This is a genomic window from Rhizobium sp. 01L419 (genome assembly GCF_056400025.1).
In genome coordinates, this window is record NZ_JBFTSM010000023.1 from 45,529 (window position 1) to 67,681 (window position 22,153).

Consider the following 22,153-nt stretch of genomic DNA (forward strand, 5'->3'; position numbering starts at 1 on the left):
TCCCTCTTTTGGTTTTTTCAGAATTCTACGGTCGCGAGCGTCGCTTCGGCGTCCGCAAAAAGCTTGAATTCGTCGAGGCCGGTAAATTCGCCAGCCTGCCAGACGATGCGTCCATTGATCATGGTGAGGTCAGTCGGCATGCCGATCCCGACCTTGGCGATCAGGCTCAGCGGATCATGGCGCGTGCCGACATAATCCATCCGCCGTGTATCGATCGCGAAGAGATCGGCGGCCATGCCCGGCGCCAAACGGCCGATATCGCTGCGTCCGAGCAGGCTTGCGCCGCCCGTCGTTGCGTAGCTCAGGAAGTCGACCGGCGGCGGAACGGGATGAGCGCGCGTCGATGCCGTCAGGCATTGCAGCATGTAGGCGGAATGGATGCAGTGCATGAGGTTTGAATTGTCGTTCGAGGCAGCCCCATCGCAGCCAAGCCCGACGCGCAGACCAAAGGCTGACATCGCTGGAATGTCCGTTACCTCGGCACCGACGAGATAGACCGGTTCGGGGCAATGTGAGACGCCGGTGCCGCTTGCCGCCATTTTGCGCAGTTCGCCGTGAGTCAGTTCCCAGCAATGGGCGTAGAATGTGTCGGGGCCGGCAAAACCGAGTTCGGTGCAGTAATCGACGGTGCGCATGCCGTGCCGTGCCTCGATGACAGGGCTTTCGCCTTCGCCGACATGCGTGTGCAAAAACACCCCACGGTCACGGGCAAGTGCCACGGATTCAACGAAAGTCTCCCGATAGCAATTGACCGGCTGGCAGGGAGCGACGACCACCTGCCGCATGCTGAAGGCGCCGGCATCGTGGTAGCTGTCGATTAGCCGGGCGCAATCGGCAATGAATTCGTCGGTGGTTTCCAGCATGGCGTCGGGGATCGTCGAGCCCTCGGATTTCGGCAGCGTGTTGCCGCCGCGCCCCGCATGGAAACGCATGCCGAGAAGCTCGGCTGCTTCGAACTGGCGATCGATCAGACGCTTTCCCGCGTGTCGGGGGAAGCAGTATTGATGGTCGAAGGCCGTTGTGCAGCCATGCTTGATCATCTCGGCCATGGCCGTGACGGAGGAATGGTAGAAGCAATCCTCTGTCAGCCGCGAGAAGATCGGGTAGATGCAGTCCAGCCATTCGATGACCGACAGCTTCGTCCAGTCGAGATCGGCCCGGTTGCGCACTAAGCATTGGAAGAAATGGTGATGCGTGTTGACGAGGCCCGGATAGACGAACCAGCCGGTCGCGTCCTGCACGATCGTGCCGGCAGGCAGCGTTTCGGCAGGCAGGTTCGCGCCAATTGCCTGGATCGCCGGACCATTGGTCAGCACGTCCACATTCCGGCGCACGCTTGGTCCGTTGCCCTTGTTGACGACGACGGCTGCGCAGTTTTTCAGGAGGTAGCCGGCCATATCAGCTTTGCTCCTTCGCAGGATGGGGATCGGGCTTCAGCTCGTGCAGTCGGTGGATGCCGGGCATTTCGATGAAGCCACCGATGCTTCGGATGGCGCGCAGCCACAACCGGATCGTTGGGTAGGGATCGAGCGAGATGCCGCCATCAGGTGCCAGCGCCACGTAGGGGAAGCAGGCGATATCGGCGATCGTGGCATGGTTCGATGCCAGGAAGCGCATGCCACGAAGCTGCTGTTCGAAGAGACCGGCTTCCAGCTCGCGCAATGCTGCGATCCCCTGCACCTGCAGGGTCTCGATATTGCCCGGGCGCAGCAGCATCTCGTGCAGCCGCGCGCCGCCGAGGTTCGCCGTCAGCCGGTGCGAGAAGGAGAGCCACTGCTGTGCCCGTGCCGTCTCCTCAGGCGTGCCAGTGCCCAGCCATTCCGGCGCGCTTTTGGCGGCGAGGTAAGCGAGGATGGCGGAGGATTCCGTCAGGACGAGATCAACATCCTCGAGGATCGGAATGGAGCCTGCCGGATTGAGTGCCAGGAGTTCCGGTCCGCGATGTTCGGCGCCGGGATGGAAATCGACAGGCCTGATGTCCAGCTTGATGCCGAGGATCGCGGCCATCAGGCGGATCTTGTAGCAGCTCGGCGAGAGAATGTAGTCGTAGAGCTTCATTGCGCCACCAACTGTGCGCCGTAGGTATAGTTATGGCGCTTGAGCCAGCGCCGATAGGCGACCGATGTCAGATCGGCCCTTGTTGGGATTTCCATGCCGGGATCGAGCGGCAGAAGCGCTGGGATCTGGTTTTCGAGTATCGAGCGATCCTGCAGGAAGATCATCTGCTGAAAATGGATGAGGTCTGTCATGGGTGTCACGTCATCAAAGAGGGCCATCCATGGCCACACGTCGCAAAGGTCTTCCGCAAGCGGCTGGACGAAGAGGGTAATGACGTCCCATTCGCCGGGGCGGGGAGGGCAGGTCTTGTAGAGCACCGAGCAGGTCGGTGCCGGCACGCGGTACATATATTCGGTGGTGATCCCGCCGGCGGCCGACTTGGCTGCCTGCGGCTGGTAGAATTTCACCTGCGTCGCCCAGACTTCATCCTCGTCTTCCCGGATCTCAACCTTGTAATTTTCGACTTCCGTGTGCGGCTCGGCGCCGAGAATATCCGTATGAACAAACGGGAAATGGGCGATGTCGAGGAAATTCTCCACCGCCCGCAGCGGCGAGCAGCGCACCCGCACGACGCCGACATCGACGAAGCGGCGGCCGGGCTGGTCAGCCTCGGGAATCGCAAAAAGTTCCTTGGCGGGGTTGCCGATAGAGGACCAGACATGACCGTAGCGGACACGGACCGGGAGGTTGCGCCCATCGGACGATGTCACCCGCGCATTACCATCGGACATGCGCGCCACTTCGATGGGCTCGCCCATCAGAGCGGTTTTGGTCCGGGTCTCGGTGAGTTGGGAAATGAGGCCGACCGGATACCACTCGTCGATCATCGCGCCAGCCTTCATCATGTGATCTCCTTCCGCCGCGCTTCTGCCTGGCGGCGCACCGCTTCGGCGATTCGCGATGCCGCAACACGGTCTGCCGGGCTGCGATCCTTCTCGATCATGACGTGAATGAGCGTGCGATCGACCTGCTCAGCCGGCAGCAGCCGGACCCAGGGAAGATCGGCGATGCGGATAAGCCCGTCCGAATCGACTTTCGTGCCAGCGGCGTCTTCGAGTGCTCCAATATCCGACTCCACAGTCAGCGAGCGCAACGGAACGAGATCGTCAAAGCGTGGCGGCTGGGCCGCCGGCTCTCCGGCAGCCACCCAGATGACACCATCCGATTCCGCGACCTTGTGGACAGCAACACGGATCGTTGCCGGCGGCACGAGATCGGGATGGGCGGGGATGCGGATACATCCTCCCGCCGGAGAATAGCTCCAGCCATGATAGATACAGGAGAGCGCCTCGCCACGCACGAAGCCATGGGACAATCGCATCCCGCGATGGGGACAGCGATCCGACGATGCCGATGCGCGTCCGGACTGACTGCGCCAGAGAGCGATCGATCCTGTGGGTGTCCAGGCAGGCATCACGGTTGCCGGCGGCAGATCAGCAGAAAGGGCGACAGGCGTCCAGGAGCCGGCCGTATCAGATAGCATGACCTCTACTTCCTCAATTTCACCAATGCTTTAGCGCTTCTGGCCGCGCACTGTTGCCGAGCTTGTGATCTCAGTTGTCAGAGGCTTGCATAAAAAAATCGCATTGGCAACAATGATTAAATAAAGGGCAGCGGATGAATTTATCCGTGCTGCGGTGTGTCGCCGGGATCTACAATCCTGCGCTGAATCTCGTCCACCCAGACGTCGATCGGCCCAAGTGAACATCCCATTTCCAGCATATCGATCAGCTCTACAGGCCCCGCGACCTCAAGTTCGATTCGGTCGGCGCCTGTGTGAAAGAAATCCTGGGAAAGTCCAAGCTTATCAGCATGGCGGCGGATCCATGGGACGAACGAGGCGGCATTGACATCGCCGAGGATCGTCATTCGCTCGCGCAATTCGCCCTGCCGTTTCTGCATTGTTCAATTGTCCATCGTCTGATCTGTGACGACAGCATAGCGGCTCGGTGCATTTGTGAAAGAGGCATGACAGGCCAGACGGTCTTATGCCTTTCATGACGCCGTGAATAAATAGGATGGGAAACCGCCTTATCATCAGCGACGCCGGCTGCGCCGGTGATTATGGTGGCCGGCAATATCGTTCCGCAGGACAAAAGGACATGAATATGACGACTACTTCCTGGCAGGCAGACCCGCTCGTTTGGGGTTCTGGACCACGCGTTTTCGAGGCCTTTCTGGAGCCGACCTGCCCCTATTCCGTCAGGACGTTCAACAAGCTGGACGCGCTGCTGGTGCAGGCCGGTGTGGACAAGATCACCGTGAAGATCCGGCTACAGTCGCAGCCATGGCATCTCTACTCCGGCGTGATCGTGCGCTCTATTCTGGCCGCATCGACGCTGGAAGGCGGCAAGGAGACTGCGAAGAAGGTCATGGCGGCCGTTGCTGCACATCGCGAGGAATTCGAGTTCGAGCGTCACGCCGGCGGCCCGAACATGGATGTCACGCCGAACCAGATCATCGAGCGCCTCGAGCGCTATAGCGGTGTTGCACTGAAGGAGGCCTTCGCCATTCCCGATCTCGACCGGGAGATCAAGTGGCACTGCAAATATGCGCGCCAAAACGGCATTCATGTCTCGCCGACCTTCATGATCGACGGATTGGTGCGCCCAGACATGAGTAGCGGCGACGACGTCGAGGCCTGGGTTAAGCTGCTAGTCGGTTAGTCGCTCCCGCGGAGTCGCGAAACAGCACTACCCTTGAAAGGCTGGTCGTCAGCTTATCAGGCTGTGAGGTCGTCGACCTTGCGCGCGAGATCGCTGATATAGGCGTTGACTGAGAGGTCTTCGCCGGTCGCATCCACCAGTAACTGGCTGGCACTCTTCGACCGCCCGAACTGATGGACATTGTCGTTCAGCCAGGTCTTCAGCGGCAGATAGTCGCCCGCTTCCAGGCCACGTTCTATCGCCGTCTCCTTGCGGGCTGCGGCGAAGAACTGCGACGACATGATGTTGCCGATCGTATAGGTGGGGAAGGAGCCCACCATGCCCGACGACCAGTGGACATCCTGCAGGACGCCGAGTGTATCGTTCGGCACATCAAGGCCGAGATAGGCTTTGATCTTCTCGCGCCAGATCTCAGGCAGATCGGCAACGCGGATATCGCCCGCCATCAGCCCGGCCTCGATCTCCGAACGCAGCATGATATGCAGATCATAGGTAAGTTCGTCGGCCTCAACGCGAATGAAGCCTGGCCGCGCGGCATTGACCGCACGCCAGAAATCCACCGCAGTGACATCGGATAGCTGGTCGGGGAAGGTTTTCTGCAGGTCGGCGAAGTTGAGCTCCCAGAAGCGGCGGGAGCGGCCGACGCGGTTTTCCCAGAGGCGGGACTGGGATTCATGGGTGCCGAAGCTGGTGCCGCCGACGGCATAGAGATTGACGAAATCGGTTGTGAAGGTCGAGCGGCTGAAGGCTTCCGATATGCCCTGCTCATAGATGCCATGACCTGCCTCGTGCCAGACGGCGAAGAGGCCGCCGGGCAGCCAGGTCTCGCGGAAGCGGCCGGTGATGCGCACGTCAGAGCGGGTGAAGGAAATCTCGAAGGGGTGGACCGTGTCGTCGAGGCGCCCGCGATTGAAATCATAGCCGAAGCGGGTGGAAATCAGGCTTGAAAATGCGCGCTGCCTGTCAACGGGATAGGCACGGTCGAGAATTTCTGAGCGGACATTGGCCTCTTTCGCTTTGGCGAGCAACGGCAGCAGGCCGTCACGCAACTCGCCATAGAGGCCGCGCAGCCGCGACCAGCTCATACCCGGTTCGTAGGTTGCAACCAGCGCATCGTAGGGATGCTCCTCATAGCCGATGTCAGCGGTGATCTCGCGCTGCATCTCCATCGTCCGTTCGAGAAGGGGCGCGAAGGCAGCGAAATCATTGGCAGCGCGGGCCTTGCTCCAGGCAGCCTGCGCCAGCGTCTTCAGTTCCGCCGCGGAGCTGACGAGGGAGGGTGAGATACGCGAGAGTGTTCCGATCGCGTCGGCTGCCTGTTCGACCGCGAGGCAGCGAGGGTCGGCGGCATCGATGCCGGATAATTCCGAGCGCGCGTCTTCGATGGCGCGTTGCAGTTTGTCGCTTGTGGCAAGATCGCGGGCGAGCCCGACGAGTGTGGCTATCTGCTTGCCGCGCGCATCGAGGCCACCCGGCGGCATCATTGTGCGCGCATCCCAGGTGAGCAGGTTCACGGCGCAAAGGATGTCGTTGATCCTGGCGATCTCGGTTTCGAAAACGGCAAAGCTCATGGCTGTATGATCCTGTTGGGGGCTCTGATCCTCTCAGGGCGCGGACGCTCCGAAATCTTCAAGGTGACAGGCGGCAAGCTGGCCATGACCGCGCGGCGTCAGAGGCGGCCGTTCTACCCTGCAGCGATCGAACGCATGCGGGCAGCGGCTGGCGAAGGCGCATCCAGGCGGCACATGGAGCGGGCTCGGCAATTCGCCGCGGGCAGCGACCGTGCGGCTGCGGCGCGAAGGGTCGAGTTCCGGAACGGCATCGAGCAGGGCCTTGGAATAGGGATGGCGCGGAGCAGTGAAGAGGCCCTCCGACGTATTCACCTCCACCACCTGGCCGAGATACATGACGGCCACCCGATGCGAGATGTGGCGCACGAGCCGGAGGTCATGGGCGACGAAGATGACGGTGAGATGCAATTGCTCTTGCAATTGTAGGAGCAGATTGACGACCTGCGCCTGTACGGAGACATCGAGCGCGGAGACCAGTTCGTCGGCAACGATGACATCGGGCTCGACGGCAAGCGCTCTGGCAATACCGATGCGCTGGCGCTGGCCGCCGGAGAACTCGTGCGGATAGCGCGCCGCAGCATCCTGGGGGAGGCGCACCAGCTCCAAGAGTTCGGCGATCCGATGGGGGATCTCGGTCTTTGCCCGCATCTTGTGAACGGAGAGCGCTTCACCGAGGATCTGCGAAACGGTCATGCGCGGGTTGAGCGAGCCGTAGGGATCCTGGAAGATCATCTGGACACGCCGGTTGAAGGCGCGCCGTTCACCGCCGCGGAACCCGCCAATATCTTTGCCCTCGAAGCGGATCGCCCCACCATCCGGCTCATGGAGACGCACCAGACAGCGTGCAAGGGTCGACTTGCCGCAGCCGGATTCCCCGACGATGCCGAGCGTTTCGCCTTGATGAATTTGGAGCGAGACGTCGCGTAGCGCATGCACGGCGAGCGGCTGTTTTCCCTGCAGCCGGCGCGTCAGCGAATAGGGGCCGGCAAAGCGTTTCGAGACGCCGTTAATCGATAGGATGGGAAGGTTCGTGTTCAAATGATCGCCTCCGCCGCAGCCACGAGCTCATGGTGGAAACAGGCAACCATGCGCTCCCCGGAGGCGATGGCCCCCAGCGGCGGCCGTTCTCTCAGACAGTGCTCAGTTGCAAACTTGCAGCGCGGATGGAAGGCGCATCCATCCGGCAGATTGGTGAGGCTCGGCGGCGTGCCCTCGATCGACTGCAGCATGGTGCGGGATACGCCCGAGCGCGGCACCGAGCCGAGCAGGCCGCGCGTATATGGATGGCGGGGCTTGCTGAAGACGTCGACCACCGTTCCGGTCTCGACGATGCGGCCGGCATACATGACCGCCATGCGGTCGCAAGTCGCTGCAACGACGCCAAGGTCGTGGGTGACCAGCACGACGCTCATCGACAACCGGTCGCGCAGGTCGAGCAGCAGTTTCAGGATCTGGTCCTGGATGGTGACATCGAGCGCCGTCGTCGGCTCGTCGGCAAGCAGGAGCTTCGGCGAACAGGCAAGCGCGATTGCGATCATGGCACGCTGGCGCATGCCGCCGGAAAACTGGTGCGGATATTCCTGCAGCCGCCGCTCAGCGGCAGGGATGCCGACGATGTTCATCAGTTCAAGTGCCCGCGTCTTGCGTTCCCGGGCATTCAAGGTCGTATGGGCGGCCAGATTTTCCTCGATCTGCAAGCCGACCGGCAGCACGGGATTGAGCGCCGTCATCGGCTCCTGGAAGATCATGGCGATCTCGCCGCCGCGAACCTTGCGGAGTTCTTCCGCCGGCATGGCGACGAGATCGCGGCCGCGCCATTCGACACGGCCGCTTACGTGTCCTGGTTCGCGGATCAACCTCATGATGGAGCGCATCGTCACACTCTTGCCGGAGCCGGATTCGCCGACAAGGCCGACGACTTCGCCCGGTGCGACATCGAAATCGATGTCGGCTGCGGCTATCGCCTGTCCGCGCGGCGTATCGAAGGTCGTCGTTAGTCCGCGCACGATCAGCCCTGCATTTTCGCTTGGCATGTTCATCATCGTCTGACCCTCAACAGCTCTGCAACGCCGTCGCCCGCCAGGCTGAAACCGAGGCCGGTGATGATGATTGCAACACCCGGAAAGACCGAGATCCACCAGGCGGTGTTCATGTAATTCTTGCCGTCGGCGATCTGCACGCCCCATTCGGCGGCCGGCGGCTGGGCGCCGAGACCGAGGTAACCGAGGCTCGAGCCTAGCAGGATGGCGAGCGCCATATCGGTCATCCAGTAGACGATGGCAGGCGTAATCGCATTCGGCAGGAGGTGGCGGAAGATGATGCGCAGCGGCGCATAGCCCATCACCCTGCCGGCATCGGCATAATCGAGCCGCTTCTGCACTTTGATCTCGGCCGCCACCAGTCGCGCATAGAAGACCCAGCCGACGACGCCGACGGCGACATACATATTGCCGAGACCCGGGCCGAGCACGGAGACGATGGCAATCACGAGCACCAGGAAGGGGAAGGTGATCGTCGCATCGACGATGCGACCGAAGATGGCCTCCCAGATGCCGCCGGCATAACCGACGAAAGCGCCGATGGTCGTGCCGAAGATGAAGGGGCCGACCGTTGCAAAGACTGCGATCTGCATGTCGATCGTATAGGCATGGATGACGCGCGAGAGAACATCGCGGCCAAAGCTGTCGGTGCCGAAAGGATGTGCCCAGCTCGGCGCCTTTAGCAGCGCGTTATAGTCAAACGTTGTCGGATCATAGGGAGAAAACAGCGACGGCCAGACCGCGACGATGAGGCTGAGGCCGAGGATGATGCCGCCCCAAATCAGCGAACGCGGGGGCGTACGCCAGCGCGAAGCGGTACGCGCGGCTTTGGAGGCAAGACCGGTCATCGGGCAATCCTCGGGTCAAGCCAGGCCTGCACGATATCGGTCACCAGAAAGGTGAGCGAAACGACGATTGCAAGAGCGATGGTCAGCCCCTGGAGGACCGGATAGTCGCGGCCGTAGATGCTCTCGATTAGCATGCGCCCGGCGCCGGGAACGGCGAAAACCGTTTCGGTGATGACTGCGCCGCCGAAGAGCGTGCCCGTTTGCAAGCCAAACAGCGTAACGGTGGAAATCAACGCATTGCGCAGGATATGCCGGATGAGGATGACGCGCGAGCGCAAGCCTTTGGAGGTGGCGAAATCGACATATTCGGCGTTCATGACGCCGATGATGGAGGCGCGCAGATTGCGCATCAACACCGCGGCAAAGCTTAGCGCCAGGGTCAGCGCCGGCAGGAAGAGATGGTAGATGCGATCCCCAAATGTATCGCCATAGCCGCCGACCGGAAAGATTTTCAATTGGGCGGCAAAGACCGTCAGAAGCACGATGCCGACATAGAAGACCGGCATTGAAAGCCCGACCTGGAACGTGCCGCGGATGATGCTGTCCGGCAGCTGTTCACGTTTCAGCGCTGCAACGAAGGCAAGTGGCACCGCGAGAACGAGGGCGATCAATGCCGACATGACCGTCAGCATCAGCGTGACCGGCAGGCGCTGCAGGATCAGCGACATCACCGACACCTTGAGGCCGATGGAATTGCCGAGATCGCCGGTCAGGATCCGCTCGACGTAATAGAAGAACTGTATCGGGACTGGCTGGTCGAGCCCGAGCTGATGGTTGATGCGCTCGACGTCGGCATCGATGGCACGGTCGCCGATCATGGCGCTGGCAGGATCTCCGGGCAGCAGACGCACGAGGACGAAGGTAACGATGAGAATGAAGATCACCGTCGGGATCATCTGAAGCACACGGCGAACAATAAAGCTGAAAAGAGGCAATAGCCGCTCCCGGTCTTCCTCTAGAGCGCCGTGCGTCCATTCGGACGCACTAAGGACGCTCTAACTCTTTGAATCTACGCATCGGCCCGAAAATCGGGACCGATTTTCGGGCCGATGCTGTAGTCGAAAAAGGTCGCAGGCCTCGGCGCGAGGCCCGCGCAGTAGCCTGGGTCAGAGACTACTTGTCTTTCCAGGTCTTGGCGAAAAGGTTGTTACCGAGTGGGATCTGCAGGAAACCGTGGACCTTCTTGCTCAGCGCAACCGGATAGGGCGTCTCGTAGAGCGGCACGATCGGGCCTTCAGCGTTATAGATCTCCTGCATCTTCGCATATTGCTCGGCGCGCTTCTTCGCATCCATTTCCTTCTGGGAGTCTTCGAAGAGCTTGTCGGCCTCGTCACTCTTCCAACCGGTATGCAGGGCGTCGATCGTCTTGGAATAGACGAAGTAGGAGGTGATCTCGTTCGGATCGGCAATATCGTCCGTCCAGGCTGCATTGCGCATCGCGAAGGTGCCGTCGCGATATTGCTGGGTGCGGGTCGGATTATCGACCTGCTGCAGTTCCAGCTTGATGCCGATCTGCGCCCACATCTGCTGCAGGGCAGTCGAGATGCCGACCTCGTCCTGATTGCCGGCGAGTACGAGAATGCTGGTCGAGAAGCCACTTTCGAAGCCTGCTTCCTTCATCAGGCTCTTTGCCTTCTCAAGGTCATAGGGATAAAGCGGCTTGTCGCCGACATGCAGCGGTGTTGCCGTCGACATATAGGATGTCTGCGGCGTGCCGACGCCATGGGTGACAATCTGGATGATCGCCTCCTTGTTGACGGCATAGTTCATCGCCTGGCGAACCTTGACGTTGGACAGCGGATTGTCCTTGCCGCCAAGCTGCGGGCGCACATTCAGAGTGATGTATTCGACGCGCGTCGAGGGGAAGAGTTCCATGTCGAGATTGCCCGATGACTTCAGTTCGTCGACACGGGAATAAGGGATGAATTCTGCCCCGTCGATCCCGCCGGAAGTAAGCTTCAGGATGCGGGTCGCATCGTCGGGGATCAGTTCGAAGTCGATGCCGTCGAGATAGGGCAGCGGTTTGCCGTCTTCGCCCTTGCCCCAGTAATATTCGTTGCGCGCCAGCTTCATGCTGGAGCCACGGTCCCAGGATTTCAGCACGAACGGACCGGAACCAACAGGATGTTCACCAAAAGCTTTGGCTTTTTCCTCGTCGGTCGCGCCCGGCGACGCCTCAAAGGCCTTTTCCGGCATGATGCCGGTATTGAAGACCGTCAGTGCGGCAAGAATGGCCGGGTCCGGATGCTTGAGCTTGATGACGACGGTCTTGTCGCCCTCTGTCGTTACGTCATCGATGGACTCGATCATGAAGCCCCAGATGCCGTTATCCTTCTTCGATGCCCGCTTCAGCGACCAGGCGACGTCGCTAGGTGTGATCGGCGAACCATCGGAGAACTTGATGCCGTCGCGCAATGTCAGCGTCACGCTCGTGCCGTCGTCCGACAACTTGTAATCGCTGGCCAGCCCCGGCTGTACGCCCTTGCCATCGTCGGTGGGCAGGAGCAGAGTGTCGTAAAGGTTGGACAGGACCCAGATGTCGACATTGGCGTCGTTCAGTACCGGATCCAGGAAAAGGCTGTCCGCATAGCGGCCATAGACCAGCGTGCCGCCCCGCTCCAGGGCGAATGCTGAAACACTGGTGCCGAGTAAAACTGCAGCGGCTACGGCCGCACGAGCGATCGTTTTCATATCATTCCCCTTTTATGTGCATTAACTGTTCTTATTGGCTATAACGATTTCATGCAGGAAAAAGCCTGTCAAATGATTTTTGTACAACTGAGTTAGAACGCTTGGCTTGTTTAGGCGTGAATTTCGGGATAGCCGTTATAGTGTCGTATAACAGATAGCGCCGAACGGGTTTCATGGATTTTTTCGTCGACCGGGACCTGCCCGTGCCATTGCGCACGCAGCTTCAGGGCCTCATCGAATATGGTATCGCCTGCGGCGAACTGGCTCCGGGGGAAGCCCTTCCTTCGGTTCGGGAGCTCGCCGAGAAGGTAGGCGTAGCGCCGATGACGGTCAGCCAGGTCTATGCCGATCTGAAGGCGGCAGGCCTCATCGATACGCGTCCCGGCTCCGGCACTTTTGTCAGCGATAGTCATCAGGCGCGCCTCGCAGGCCGGGCTGAGGCCACCGAACTGCACCGCCAGATCGATCACCTGATCGATGAGAGCAGGCGGCTCGGCATTCGCTCGTCGGATCTCGTGTCGCTCGTCAATGCCCGCGCATTCTATCGCGACAGTATCGGTCCGCGGCTGCGCATCGTCATGATCGGCATCTTTCAGGAGGCGACGGCAAGTTATGCCCGTTTCATTGCTGCCCGCCTCGGCCGTGAGGTGACCGTCGAGCCGCTTACTGTCGCTTCGATCGAGCGCAATCCGGCAGCCAGGGCGCGCGCCAACTCCGCCGATCTTGCCATCACCTTCGCCAACCGCCATCGCGAGGTCGCAACCTTGGTGCCGAACACCAAGGTGGTGACGATCAGCTTTACGCCGTCCGAAGAGACACGCAGGGCGCTTGCATCGTTGGATTCACTTGCCTCGATTGCCGTGATCTCCCGCTTCCCGGATTTCCTGCCGATCATGAAGAGCGGCGTTCAGCGTTTTGCCCCGCATGTCAGCGAAATCACCGCCACGACGCTGGAAGCGCCGGCGCTGGAGGCGCTGTTCGCCAATGTCTCCGTGGTGGTCTACGCATCGGGCGCCGAAAGCGTAACGGAACTTCTGCCTGCCGGCATGCAGGCGATCGAATACCGTCATGCACCTGACACGGCCGATATCGAAAGAGTGATCGTGCCGATCATCAAGGCGGAAGGCGTCTCGCCTCAGGGCGAAGAAAATCTCAAACGAAGCGAAACCGACGCAAAGGTCTAGGAAAGGCAGACGAGATGAGAGTATCCGATTCAAACTGGCAGCAGATCGAAACCTATCTGAAAACCGATGACCGGGCGATCCTGCCGCTCGGCAGTACAGAGCAGCATGCCGGCCTGTCGCTCTCGGTCGACTCTATCCTGTCGGAAAAAGTGGCCGCCGATGCTGCTGCATCTCTCGGCATTCCGGTTTTCCCAGTCGTTGCCTATGGCATCACGCCCTATTTCCTCTCCTATCCGGGCACGATCAGCATCCGCCAGGAGACCTATATCAGCCTGATCCGCGACATTCTCGATGGCTTGAGGCGACAGGGCTTTCGCCGCATCCTCATCGTCAACGGCCATGGCGGCAACCAGCCTGCCGGCAGCATGGCGATCGAATGGATGGCCGATAATCCGGATACGGCGGTGAAGTTCCACAATTGGTGGAACGCGCCGAAGACTTTCGCCAAGGTGCAGGAGATCGACACCGTCGCTTCGCACGCCTCCTGGATGGAGAATTTCCCCTGGACGCGCCTTGAGGGCGTCAAGCAACCGACGCAGCAGAAACCGATGATCGATCTCGCCCGCATGCGGGTGATGTCGCCGGGTGCCGTCAAGGCCTATCTCGGCGACGGCAATTTCGGCGGTTACTACGAGCGGCCGGACGAAGAGATGCAGGCGATCTGGGATGTGGCGGTCGACGAGACCCGTGCGCTTCTCGAGGGAGGTTGGGCATGAGCGAACCGATCCTGATCTGGGGCGCCGGCGCGATCGGCGGCACGCTCGGCGCCGCCTTCATCCGGGCCGGCAACGAGGTGATCTTCGTTGACAACGTCAAGGACCATGTCGATGCCATCAACGAGAAAGGCCTGAAGATCGTCGGACCGATCTTCGAGGATGTCGTCAGGGCGAAGGCCTATCTGCCGGAAGATATCGAAGGCATCTATGACCGCACCTTCCTCTGCGTGAAGGCGCATCACACCGAAGATGCGGCGCATATGCTCGTCGAGCATCTCGCTTCCGACGGTTATGTCGTCTCCGCCCAGAATGGTCTCAACGAGCGCGTCATCTCACGCATCGTCGGCGAAAACCGGGTGATCGGCTGCTTCGTCAATTTCGGTGCCGACTATCTGGAGCCTGCTGTGGTGCAATATAGCGGCCACGGCGCCGTCGTCATTGGCGAACTCGACGGGCGCTTTACCGACCGTGCCGAAGATATTTACGAACTGATGAAGCAGTTCGAGCCGAAGGCCTTGATCACCAACAATATCTGGGGCTTCCTCTGGGGCAAGCTGATCTATGGCGCGCTGCTCTTCGGCACAGCGCTGACAAATGACAGCATTGCCGATGTTCTCGATAATCCGACCGCCCGGCCGGTGTTGCGCAAGCTGGCGCTGGAAGTGGCGACGGTCGCCGCGATCAACAATATCAAACCAGAGGCTTTCGACGGCTTCGATCCAGCCGCCTTCGGCCCGTTGGCGACGCCGGAACAGACAGACAAATCCTTTGACGACATGTCTGTCCACAATCGCAAATCGGTAAAATCGCATTCCGGCATCTGGCGCGACCTCGCGGTGCGCAAGCGCAAGACGGAAGTCGATGCCCAAGTGCTGCCGGTTGTGGAGATCGGCCAGGAATCGCGTGTTCCGACCCCGCTTGCAGCCCGCGTCATTACCATGATCCACGAGATTGAAGACGGGAAACGTCCGCTCACTATCGCCAATATCGAAGAGCTTGCGAGGGTCGCATGAATATCTCCTTCGAAGGCAAGGTGGTCGTCGTCACCGGTGCTGCCCATGGCTTCGGCCGGGCGATTGCCGAGGGTTTTGCAAGCCGCGGCGCACGGGTTCATGTCTGCGATGTCAATGCGGCGGGGCTTGAGGAAACGGTCAAGCTCTGCGGCGAAAAGACCACGACCCACGTGCTCGACGTTGGCAACCGCACGGATGTGCACGCGCTGGTACCGACCTTCGGCGAGGTCGATATCCTCGTCAACAATGCCGGCGGCGTGCGCGGCCAGGTCGGGCGACCGATCGAGGAGATTTCCGAGAGCGACTGGCAGACGATCTTCGACGTTAATCTCTCGGGCGCCTTCTTCATGGCGCAGGCGGTGGCTCCCGTCATGAAGAAACGCAAGTCCGGCCGCATCATCAACATTTCGAGCGGCGCAGGCCTCGGCATTTCGCTGACCGGCATTCAGGCCTATGCCAGCGCCAAGGCCGGTCAGATCGGGCTGACGCGCCAGCTCGCCCACGAGCTCGGCGCTTGGGGCATTACCGTCAACAATGTCGCTCCCGGCTTCGTGCGTTCCAACCCGACCACCGAGCGTCAATGGGACGCGATGGGGGAAGAGGGCCAGGCGCGGCTTCTGCAGAACATCGCGCTGAAGCGCCTCGGCCTGCCTGACGATATCGCCGCGATAGTGATGTTCTTCGCTTCCGATTATGCCGGCTGGATATCCGGCCAGGTCATCAGCGTGGACGGCGGCAAATGAGCGTCGAGACCTATCTGGAAGAGAATTATCCGGCGGCATTGGACGATCTCAAGTCTTTTTGCCGCATACCGAGCGTCAGCACTGATCCGGCCTTTGCCGAAGGTATCCGCCAAGCTGCCGCATTCGTGGCGGCTCGCCTGCGCAAGGCAGGCTTTGCTGCCGTCGAGATGCTGGATACCGGCGGCCACACGGCCGTCTACGGTGAGATTCTCTCCGATCCTGCTCTGCCGACCTATCTCGTTTACGGACATTACGACGTTCAGCCACCCGATCCGCTTGAGAAATGGAAGACGCCGCCTTTCGAGCCTGATGAGCGCGATGGGAGGCTCTATGCCCGCGGCGTGTCCGACGACAAGGGACCGTTGCTGATCCCGATCCTCGTTGCCGAGGCCTTCATGCGGGTCGAGGGACGTCTGCCCGTCAATCTGAAAGTGTTGATCGAGGGCGAAGAGGAATCCGGCAGCCCGCATTTTGCGCAAACGCTGGAAAAATACCGAGACAAGCTCAGCTGCGATCTCGTGCTTTCGGCGGATGGAGCGATGTGGCGCCCGGACAAGCCGTCAATCACGGTGGCAAGCCGCGGTCTCGCAGCACTCGATATTGCCATTACTGGTGCGGCCAAGGACCTGCATTCCGGACGTCACGGTGGGAGCGCACCAAACCCGATCGCCGCACTCGCCGCACTTCTGGCCTCCATGCACGGGCCGGATGGTTGCGTCAGCGTCGATTGCTTTCTCGATGGCGCCACGCCGCCCGATCCGAAGATCATCGCGGCAATCGAGACATCGCGATTCGATAGCGCTGCCTACTACCGGGAGATCGGCGTGGCCGGTGGCGATCCGATCGATGGCGGCCGCGAATTGCTGATCCGGCAATGGCTGGAGCCGACGCTGGAATTCAACGGTATCTGGGGCGGTTATCAGGGCAAGGGCACCAAGACGGTCATTCCGAATGTGGCAAGCGCGAAGATCACCTGCCGCCTTATTGCCGGGCAGAAGCCGGATGTTGTGATCGCCGCCATTACCCGCCACTTGCAGGACCGTCTGCCGAAGGGTTTCCAGCTTGAGGTTCACCGTCACGGGCCGGGCAGCGAGGCCGATTTCGTCGATCCCGACCTACCGGCGCTTAAAATTTCCGAGGAGGTTCTCGGTGAATTGCTCGGCGAAAGGCCTTTGCGGGTGGCGATGGGGGCAACGATCCCAATCGGCAGTGCCTTTCGCAAGCATCTCGGCTGTGCATCGATCTTCTTCTCCTTTTCCACGGCAGACGAGGATTACCACGCCCCGAACGAATTCCTCCGGCTCGGGAATTTCAAGCTGGGTATGCAGGCCTGGACGATGCTGCTGAGACGGCTTGCCGCCTCAGCCTGACGGAAACCACGACAAACTAGCGCTTTTCATGGGGGATTGTTCGATGACAGCCTTGCCTGCTCTGCGTACCGGAAAGCCCCGGTCGGAATTCGGTCATATCCGACCGACGAGGGAACTCGAAATCCCCTTCGCGGTCATCGAAGGAGCAGAGGAAGGGCCATGCCTGCTCGTCACGGCCGGCGTTCATGGCTCTGAGTTCTGCTCCATCGAGGCGGCCGTCCGGCTGATGAAGACGAGGCCGGAGGAGATCAAGGGCACCCTGATCGTCCTGCCGATCCTGAACGTAGAGGCCTTTCATCGGCGCAACATCTACATCATGCCGCAGGATGGCAAGAACCTGAACCGCATGTTTCCCGGCAACCCGGATGGAACGACCAGCGAGCAGCTGGCGCATTGGCTGGTGACGGAAGTGTTTCCGAAGGCGGATGCCTATATCGATTGCCATGGCGGCGACCTCGACGAAGGCCTCGCACCCTTCACCATCTTCCCGGCGGGCTGCGAAAAGTCGAAGGCGCTTGCGGCAGCCTTCGGCATCAAGACCGCCGTTGCGGCCGGTGGTTCCGGCTACTCGGTCGACGCCTCCTACAAGCTCGGCATTCCAAGCATCCTGCCTGAGGTCAGCGGCAATGGCCTGTGGGGCGAGCCGACCGTGACGCAGATGACAGACGGCATCCGTCGCGTCATGCAGCATATGGGCATGCTGCCGGGCGAGGCGCCGGTAACGCCGCTCGATGTCGTCACCATGTGGGTGCCCACCGCACCGGTGACCGGCCTCTGGTATCCGAAGAAGGATCTCGGCGAACCGGTGGCGACGGGCGAATTGCTGGGCGAGATCAGGACCGTCTTTGGCGAGACGTTGGCAAGCATTCGTTCCGAAAATGAGGGTTTCATCCTTTATCGCTTGACGAGCCTCTCGGTGAACGAAAAGGAAGCGTTGCTCGGCGTCGGAACGCCTGTTTGAGCAATCCTCAAGGAAATCCGAAATGCGCCCAGAGACACAGCCTGTAGCCGCTAACATCATCCGCGAACTTGCGCCTATGGGGAGGCTGCGCCTCGGCATCGTCTTGGCGCCCGTGGCGTCTGCCTTCTTTGCCGTGATGGAAGATGGCGCCTATCGGGGTGTGACCGTCGATATCGGCCGGGCACTGGCCGCAAGGCTCGGCATAGAGGCGGAGATCGTCGTCTTCCCGAATTCCGGCGCCTGCACCGAGGCGCTGGAAGTAGGCGCAATCGATGTAAGCTTCATGCCCGTCGATGACGAGAGGCGCAAACGCGTTGCCTTCGGAACTGCCTATTACATCATCGAAAGCACCTATCTCGTCACTGCCGCGTCAGGCATTACAAGCCTGCCCCAGGTCGACCGTGCCGGTGTTCGCGTCGTCGGCATCGCCAATACCACGACGATCCGAAGTGCTACCCGCTCGCTCACGGCCATCCGACCGGAGCCGGTGGAGACGGTGGCTGAAGGCGTCAATCGATTGCTGGACGGCCGGGCGGATGCTCTGGCGCTTTCACGCGATGCTTTCCGCTCGTTGCTCCCGCAAGTGCCGGGTTCGCGGGTGCTTGACGGCGGGTTTCAGCAGACAGGCATCGCCATCGCCACCGGCAAGGACAAACCGGAGGCGCTCGCTTTGCTGACCGACTTCATGGAACAGGCAAAGGCATCCGGCCTTGTGCGCAAGGCGCTGGATGCTGCCGGTTTTGCCGATGAACCGGTGGCTCCGCCAAAGGCTTGAACAGGTCTGACTCGGCGCTGCCGATCTGCAAGCTCGCGCTCAGCGGCGGTTCGTATGAGGCCGCGCTGCTTCGTCCACTGACATATCGTCCGGCGGTTCCCAGCCGAAGACGCTGCGGCCGCCAAAGGCTGAGGATTGCCGGAATTCGCCGGCGACGATTTCCTTGAGGTCGGGGCCGGTGACATAACGCTCCAAGCTGCGTGACTGGTCGTCGAGCCGGCGCAAGGCCTGCAATTCCTCTTCGCGGCCGAGCTTTCCCTTCAGGACTGCCGATTTCATCACATTGATGGTCTCGTCATAGACCTTGAGCGGTACGGGAAAGGGATGCCTGTCCTTGCCGCCATGAGCGATGGAAAAGCGGGCGGGATCGGAAAAGCGGCACGGGGCGCCGTGCACGACTTCGGCAACGAGCGCCAGCGCCTTGACGGTGCGGGCACCAACGCCGGGCACGAGCAGCAGATCTTCGAAATCGACCGGTCCGCGATCGGCAGCTGCAGCAAGATTGCCGTGGAGACGCCGCATATTGACGTCACTTTCGCGCACATCGTGATGTGCGGGCATGATGAGATGCGGCAGCATCGGCTGTTCGGCGGGTTTCGGCTCGGGTGCAGGATCGGCGGCCAGGGCAAGGGCTGCCGCCTCGCGGATAATACGGTCCGGCCCGAGCGTTGCGAGAAGATCGAGTTGGTCGTGGCGGGATTTTTCCGCGCGCCGATCGGCCAGATTGATGATCTCGCCCTGCGAGCGGCCTTCGATGGCCGCATGCGGAGAATTGACGAAACTTTCCAATCCTTCCGAGAACCAGTGATAGCGCCTGGCCTGACGCTTGTCGCCGTTCATGCCCTGCTGAACGATGACCCAGTGACCGTCATCGGCGACGATGAAGCCGTGGAGATAGAGATCGAAACCATCCTGCACGGCTGCACTGTCCACTTTGGCGACCAGGCGGCTTGTCTTGGCAAGGCCGGCGCCATCCAGCCCGGTGCGGTCGCCGATCGCCATCAACTCGTCCGGCGTCTTGCGCGATTGCGCGCCGCGGCCACCGCAGACATGCAGTCCGAGTTCCTTTGAAAGCGGCTTCAGCCCCCGCTTCAACGCCCCCAGAACACTGGTCGTAATCCCCGAAGAATGCCAGTCCATGCCCATGACGGCGCCGAAGGACTGAAACCAGAAGGGATGGGAAAGCCGCCGCAGAAACTCGTCACGCCCGTAATGGTGGACGATTGCCTCGGTTATCAGCGCGCCGAGCGTCGTCATGCGGTTGCCCAGCCATGGCGGCACGCGCCCTCCGTGAAGGGGGAGGTCGGCGCTGCCCGCTCTTTGCGACATGCGTCCTCTTTCTGCCTGCGACCTGCTGTGATGGATCGGATCACCCCGATAAAGCAGCTATCGGTCAAAATCGGGGCGATGGCAATAAATTCCTATCGCTGACGTTATTGCTGGAGATCGCGACCGACGGATTTGTGCTCCACTAAAGGCGAGCGGCTGGAGCTACAAAAAAATGCACAAAAATGCATTTTTTTGAGCCGTCACGGAACCAGAGCCCCGCATTTTCAATTTCATGTGGAGTGGAAATGGAGACCGCGTCATGAAGTTGCTTGCTGCACCAACCATATGTCTGGCAGTGGCCGGGACCGTTCTGGTTGGCGGTCTTGGATTTGCGTCCTATGGGTTCCGCAAAGCGGAGTCACATCATTTCGCCAACCTCGATGCACCGCTCTGGACGACGACACCAACCCGCGTTGATCCCAAAACGCAAGACTACAAGCGCCTTCCACCTCTTCAGGCTGCGGCCAACGCTTCGTCTTCCACGCCTGGCGGTTTGGTTGGCACATCGGCCATTGCACCACCCGAAGCGGCCGTGACGGGGGAGATTGAGCAGCCGAAGCAGGAGTGGATGGCTGACAGCCGTCATCTCAGCCTGTGCCAACAACGCTACCGGTCCTACAATGTGGCTGACAATACGTACCAGCCCTTTGACGGCGGACCCCGCAAGCCGTGCGTGACCGACGAAGGAGCGCTTTCCGTCGGGCTGCCGGCGACGGATACAAGCCCCGACCCGCGTATGTCATCGTGCGCTGCCCGCTATAATTCCTATCGCGTTTCGGACAATACTTACCAGCCGTTCAGCGGGCCAAGACGTCAGTGCGTTTCTCCCGTTATTTGAGCGACGCCGCTAATTCTTCCCGGTAGAAGGTTCCTTCCTTCGGAGTGCGCGTTGCACCAGATCCGGGACCAAAGTCCTAGGGCACCTGGTACCTATGTCCGACCGTCTTGCAATTTCGGAACAAGCGGTCAATCTCATGCTTTCCGTTTTCGACAGGCCAGTCTGGACGAGGCACAAGGCACAGGACGATGGTGATCTCGAAACGTAATTTCCTGAAGGGCTGCGGTGCGAGTGTTCTTGCCGTTGCGACGTTTGCGCCGCTGAAGGTCGAGGTGACGGGTTCATTTCCCTCGCTCGCCATCCAGGCAGCATTCGCAAAGAACGAAAACAGCAATGGCGGGGGGAATGGAAACGGCAACGGCGGTAATAGCGGCGGGAATGGAAACGGTAATAGCGGGGGAAATGGCAACGGTGGGGGAAACAATGGCGGGGGAAACGGAAACGGCAATGGCGGGGGGGGTGGTAACGGTAATTCGGGCGGCAACAGCAATAGCAGTGGGAACAGCCGGTCCAGTTCGAACGGCGCCGGTCGTGCGAACAATGCGCCCTCGACATCCGGAGTACGCGCGAGCGAAGCTACGGACGGCTCGATCGACGTCCGGCATACGAACGGAATAACCGAAACCCTTCGGGCGGGACGTTACATCATGAAGGACGGCAAAGGCCGCACGATCATCAACAGGCGGGCGACATCTGCTGACGGCGCCCGGCTCGCGCGCCTTCTGCGCTAGCGTTTTTCACGCCACCGCAAGGCAGCTTCCGTCCTGTTCGTGACGCCGAGCTTTGTCAGAATCTGGGTCATATGATGCTTTACCGTTTTCTCCTGTAGATCCAGACGCAGGCCGATGTGCTTGTTTGAAAGGCCTTGCGCAACGAGATCCATCACCTCGCGTTCCCGAGGGGTAAGTGCATCCCTGTCCGATGCCTGGCCGCTCAAGGAATATTCCATGACTTTGGCCGACATCGCCGGGGAGACGTAGCGGGCCCCCTTGAAAACGGTGCGGATCGCTTCGGCCAGACCGCGTGAACCAACCCCCTTGAGAATGTAGCCCTTTGCTCCGCGCTGCAGCGCTTCGACGAGTGTATCAACTTCCTCTGAGGCCGTGAGCATGAGGATTTTGGTATCCGGGCTTATGGAAAGAATCTCGTCGATCACCGAGAGCCCGTCCCCGGGCATCGACACATCGAGAAGCAGCACGTCCGGCCGGGTATCGGCGGCGATCATTGCGGCATCAGATGTGTTGGCGCCTTCTCCAACGACGACAAAATCGCTGACCTCGGAGAGGCTGCGGGTCACCCCCTCGCGAAACAGCGGATGGTCGTCTACGACGCCGACCTTGATGGACGTCAT

General features: G+C 60.7%; 23 protein-coding genes. 10 read left to right on the forward strand and 13 right to left on the reverse strand.

Annotated elements, in window-relative coordinates:
• Window positions 1-17: 17 nt before the first annotated feature.
• The 5 genes from AC1DUP_RS32195 to AC1DUP_RS32215 form a co-directional block, all read right to left on the reverse strand.
• The gene (locus AC1DUP_RS32195; RefSeq protein WP_477836758.1) at window positions 18-1,397 is read right to left on the reverse strand and encodes an amidohydrolase; all 1,380 of its coding nucleotides are present in this window, start codon (window positions 1,395-1,397) and stop codon (window positions 18-20) included.
• Window position 1,398: 1 nt separating this feature from the next.
• Window positions 1,399-2,058, reverse strand: coding sequence for a glutathione S-transferase family protein (locus tag AC1DUP_RS32200; protein WP_477836759.1), 660 nt, complete (start codon window positions 2,056-2,058; stop codon window positions 1,399-1,401).
• A complete protein-coding gene (locus AC1DUP_RS32205; RefSeq protein ID WP_113307142.1) occupies window positions 2,055-2,900 on the reverse strand; it encodes an aromatic ring-hydroxylating oxygenase subunit alpha in 846 nt (281 codons plus the stop codon). Before AC1DUP_RS32205 ends, AC1DUP_RS32200 begins: the two co-directional genes overlap by 4 nt.
• The gene (locus tag AC1DUP_RS32210; RefSeq protein WP_115037104.1) at window positions 2,900-3,541 is read right to left on the reverse strand and encodes a Rieske 2Fe-2S domain-containing protein; all 642 of its coding nucleotides are present in this window, start codon (window positions 3,539-3,541) and stop codon (window positions 2,900-2,902) included. Before AC1DUP_RS32210 ends, AC1DUP_RS32205 begins: the two co-directional genes overlap by 1 nt.
• 140 nt (window positions 3,542-3,681) lie before the next feature.
• Window positions 3,682-3,960: an acylphosphatase gene (locus AC1DUP_RS32215; RefSeq protein WP_113307132.1), complete on the reverse strand. Its 279-nt coding sequence runs from the start codon at window positions 3,958-3,960 to the stop codon at window positions 3,682-3,684.
• A 206-nt stretch (window positions 3,961-4,166) separates the two neighbouring features.
• Here AC1DUP_RS32215 and AC1DUP_RS32220 point away from each other — a divergent pair, with 206 nt between their 5' ends.
• Window positions 4,167-4,724, forward strand: coding sequence for a thioredoxin domain-containing protein (locus AC1DUP_RS32220; RefSeq protein ID WP_113307143.1), 558 nt, complete (start codon window positions 4,167-4,169; stop codon window positions 4,722-4,724).
• A gap of 56 nt (window positions 4,725-4,780) precedes the next feature.
• Here the strand turns inward: AC1DUP_RS32220 and AC1DUP_RS32225 are convergent, their stop codons facing one another.
• The 6 genes from AC1DUP_RS32225 to AC1DUP_RS32250 form a co-directional block, all read right to left on the reverse strand.
• On the reverse strand, window positions 4,781-6,295 hold the full coding sequence (locus AC1DUP_RS32225) for a carboxypeptidase M32 (RefSeq protein WP_113508323.1): 1,515 nt from the start codon (window positions 6,293-6,295) through the stop codon (window positions 4,781-4,783).
• 33 nt (window positions 6,296-6,328) lie between these two features.
• A complete protein-coding gene (locus AC1DUP_RS32230) occupies window positions 6,329-7,333 on the reverse strand; it encodes an oligopeptide/dipeptide ABC transporter ATP-binding protein (RefSeq protein ID WP_113508324.1) in 1,005 nt (334 codons plus the stop codon).
• Window positions 7,330-8,328 carry an ABC transporter ATP-binding protein gene (locus AC1DUP_RS32235; RefSeq protein WP_477836760.1) on the reverse strand — a complete coding sequence of 333 codons (999 nt, stop codon included), beginning with the start codon at window positions 8,326-8,328 and terminating at the stop codon, window positions 7,330-7,332. The genes AC1DUP_RS32230 and AC1DUP_RS32235 overlap by 4 nt, the downstream gene beginning before the upstream one ends.
• A 5-nt stretch (window positions 8,329-8,333) precedes the next feature.
• Window positions 8,334-9,182: an ABC transporter permease gene (locus AC1DUP_RS32240; protein ID WP_113508326.1), complete on the reverse strand. Its 849-nt coding sequence runs from the start codon at window positions 9,180-9,182 to the stop codon at window positions 8,334-8,336.
• Window positions 9,179-10,117, reverse strand: a complete 939-nt coding sequence (locus AC1DUP_RS32245; protein WP_113508327.1) for an ABC transporter permease — start codon at window positions 10,115-10,117, stop codon at window positions 9,179-9,181. Before AC1DUP_RS32245 ends, AC1DUP_RS32240 begins: the two co-directional genes overlap by 4 nt.
• 178 nt (window positions 10,118-10,295) lie before the next feature.
• A complete protein-coding gene (locus AC1DUP_RS32250; RefSeq protein ID WP_113312197.1) occupies window positions 10,296-11,873 on the reverse strand; it encodes an ABC transporter substrate-binding protein in 1,578 nt (525 codons plus the stop codon).
• 173 nt (window positions 11,874-12,046) lie between these two features.
• Here AC1DUP_RS32250 and AC1DUP_RS32255 point away from each other — a divergent pair, with 173 nt between their 5' ends.
• From AC1DUP_RS32255 to AC1DUP_RS32285, 7 genes are read left to right on the forward strand one after another with little or no spacing between them, the layout of a single operon-like run.
• Window positions 12,047-13,057 carry a GntR family transcriptional regulator gene (locus tag AC1DUP_RS32255; protein ID WP_113508328.1) on the forward strand — a complete coding sequence of 337 codons (1,011 nt, stop codon included), beginning with the start codon at window positions 12,047-12,049 and terminating at the stop codon, window positions 13,055-13,057.
• A gap of 14 nt (window positions 13,058-13,071) precedes the next feature.
• Window positions 13,072-13,773, forward strand: coding sequence for a creatininase family protein (locus AC1DUP_RS32260; RefSeq protein WP_113508329.1), 702 nt, complete (start codon window positions 13,072-13,074; stop codon window positions 13,771-13,773).
• The gene (locus AC1DUP_RS32265; RefSeq protein WP_113508330.1) at window positions 13,770-14,786 is read left to right on the forward strand and encodes a 2-dehydropantoate 2-reductase; all 1,017 of its coding nucleotides are present in this window, start codon (window positions 13,770-13,772) and stop codon (window positions 14,784-14,786) included. The genes AC1DUP_RS32260 and AC1DUP_RS32265 overlap by 4 nt, the downstream gene beginning before the upstream one ends.
• Entirely contained in the window at window positions 14,783-15,529 is a 747-nt protein-coding gene (locus AC1DUP_RS32270; protein ID WP_477836761.1) for an SDR family NAD(P)-dependent oxidoreductase, read from the forward strand. The genes AC1DUP_RS32265 and AC1DUP_RS32270 overlap by 4 nt, the downstream gene beginning before the upstream one ends.
• Window positions 15,526-16,899 carry a dipeptidase gene (locus tag AC1DUP_RS32275; RefSeq protein ID WP_477836762.1) on the forward strand — a complete coding sequence of 458 codons (1,374 nt, stop codon included), beginning with the start codon at window positions 15,526-15,528 and terminating at the stop codon, window positions 16,897-16,899. Before AC1DUP_RS32270 ends, AC1DUP_RS32275 begins: the two co-directional genes overlap by 4 nt.
• Before the next feature lie 43 nt (window positions 16,900-16,942).
• Window positions 16,943-17,860 (forward strand): M14 family metallopeptidase, encoded by a 918-nt coding sequence (locus AC1DUP_RS32280; protein WP_162765437.1) that lies wholly within the window; start codon window positions 16,943-16,945, stop codon window positions 17,858-17,860.
• A 22-nt stretch (window positions 17,861-17,882) separates the two neighbouring features.
• A complete protein-coding gene (locus AC1DUP_RS32285; protein ID WP_113508334.1) occupies window positions 17,883-18,635 on the forward strand; it encodes a transporter substrate-binding domain-containing protein in 753 nt (250 codons plus the stop codon).
• Window positions 18,636-18,674: 39 nt separating this feature from the next.
• Here the strand turns inward: AC1DUP_RS32285 and AC1DUP_RS32290 are convergent, their stop codons facing one another.
• On the reverse strand, window positions 18,675-19,964 hold the full coding sequence (locus AC1DUP_RS32290) for a DUF763 domain-containing protein (protein WP_477836763.1): 1,290 nt from the start codon (window positions 19,962-19,964) through the stop codon (window positions 18,675-18,677).
• A 259-nt stretch (window positions 19,965-20,223) separates the two neighbouring features.
• Here AC1DUP_RS32290 and AC1DUP_RS32295 point away from each other — a divergent pair, with 259 nt between their 5' ends.
• Complete coding sequence (locus AC1DUP_RS32295; RefSeq protein WP_162805092.1) at window positions 20,224-20,802, forward strand: BA14K family protein; 579 nt, start codon at window positions 20,224-20,226, stop codon at window positions 20,800-20,802.
• A 188-nt stretch (window positions 20,803-20,990) separates the two neighbouring features.
• Window positions 20,991-21,533, forward strand: coding sequence for a hypothetical protein (locus tag AC1DUP_RS32300; RefSeq protein WP_477836764.1), 543 nt, complete (start codon window positions 20,991-20,993; stop codon window positions 21,531-21,533).
• Here AC1DUP_RS32300 and AC1DUP_RS32305 read toward each other — a convergent pair.
• Complete coding sequence (locus AC1DUP_RS32305) at window positions 21,530-22,153, reverse strand: response regulator (RefSeq protein ID WP_113320115.1); 624 nt, start codon at window positions 22,151-22,153, stop codon at window positions 21,530-21,532. The two genes, AC1DUP_RS32300 and AC1DUP_RS32305, sit on opposite strands and share 4 nt — an antisense overlap.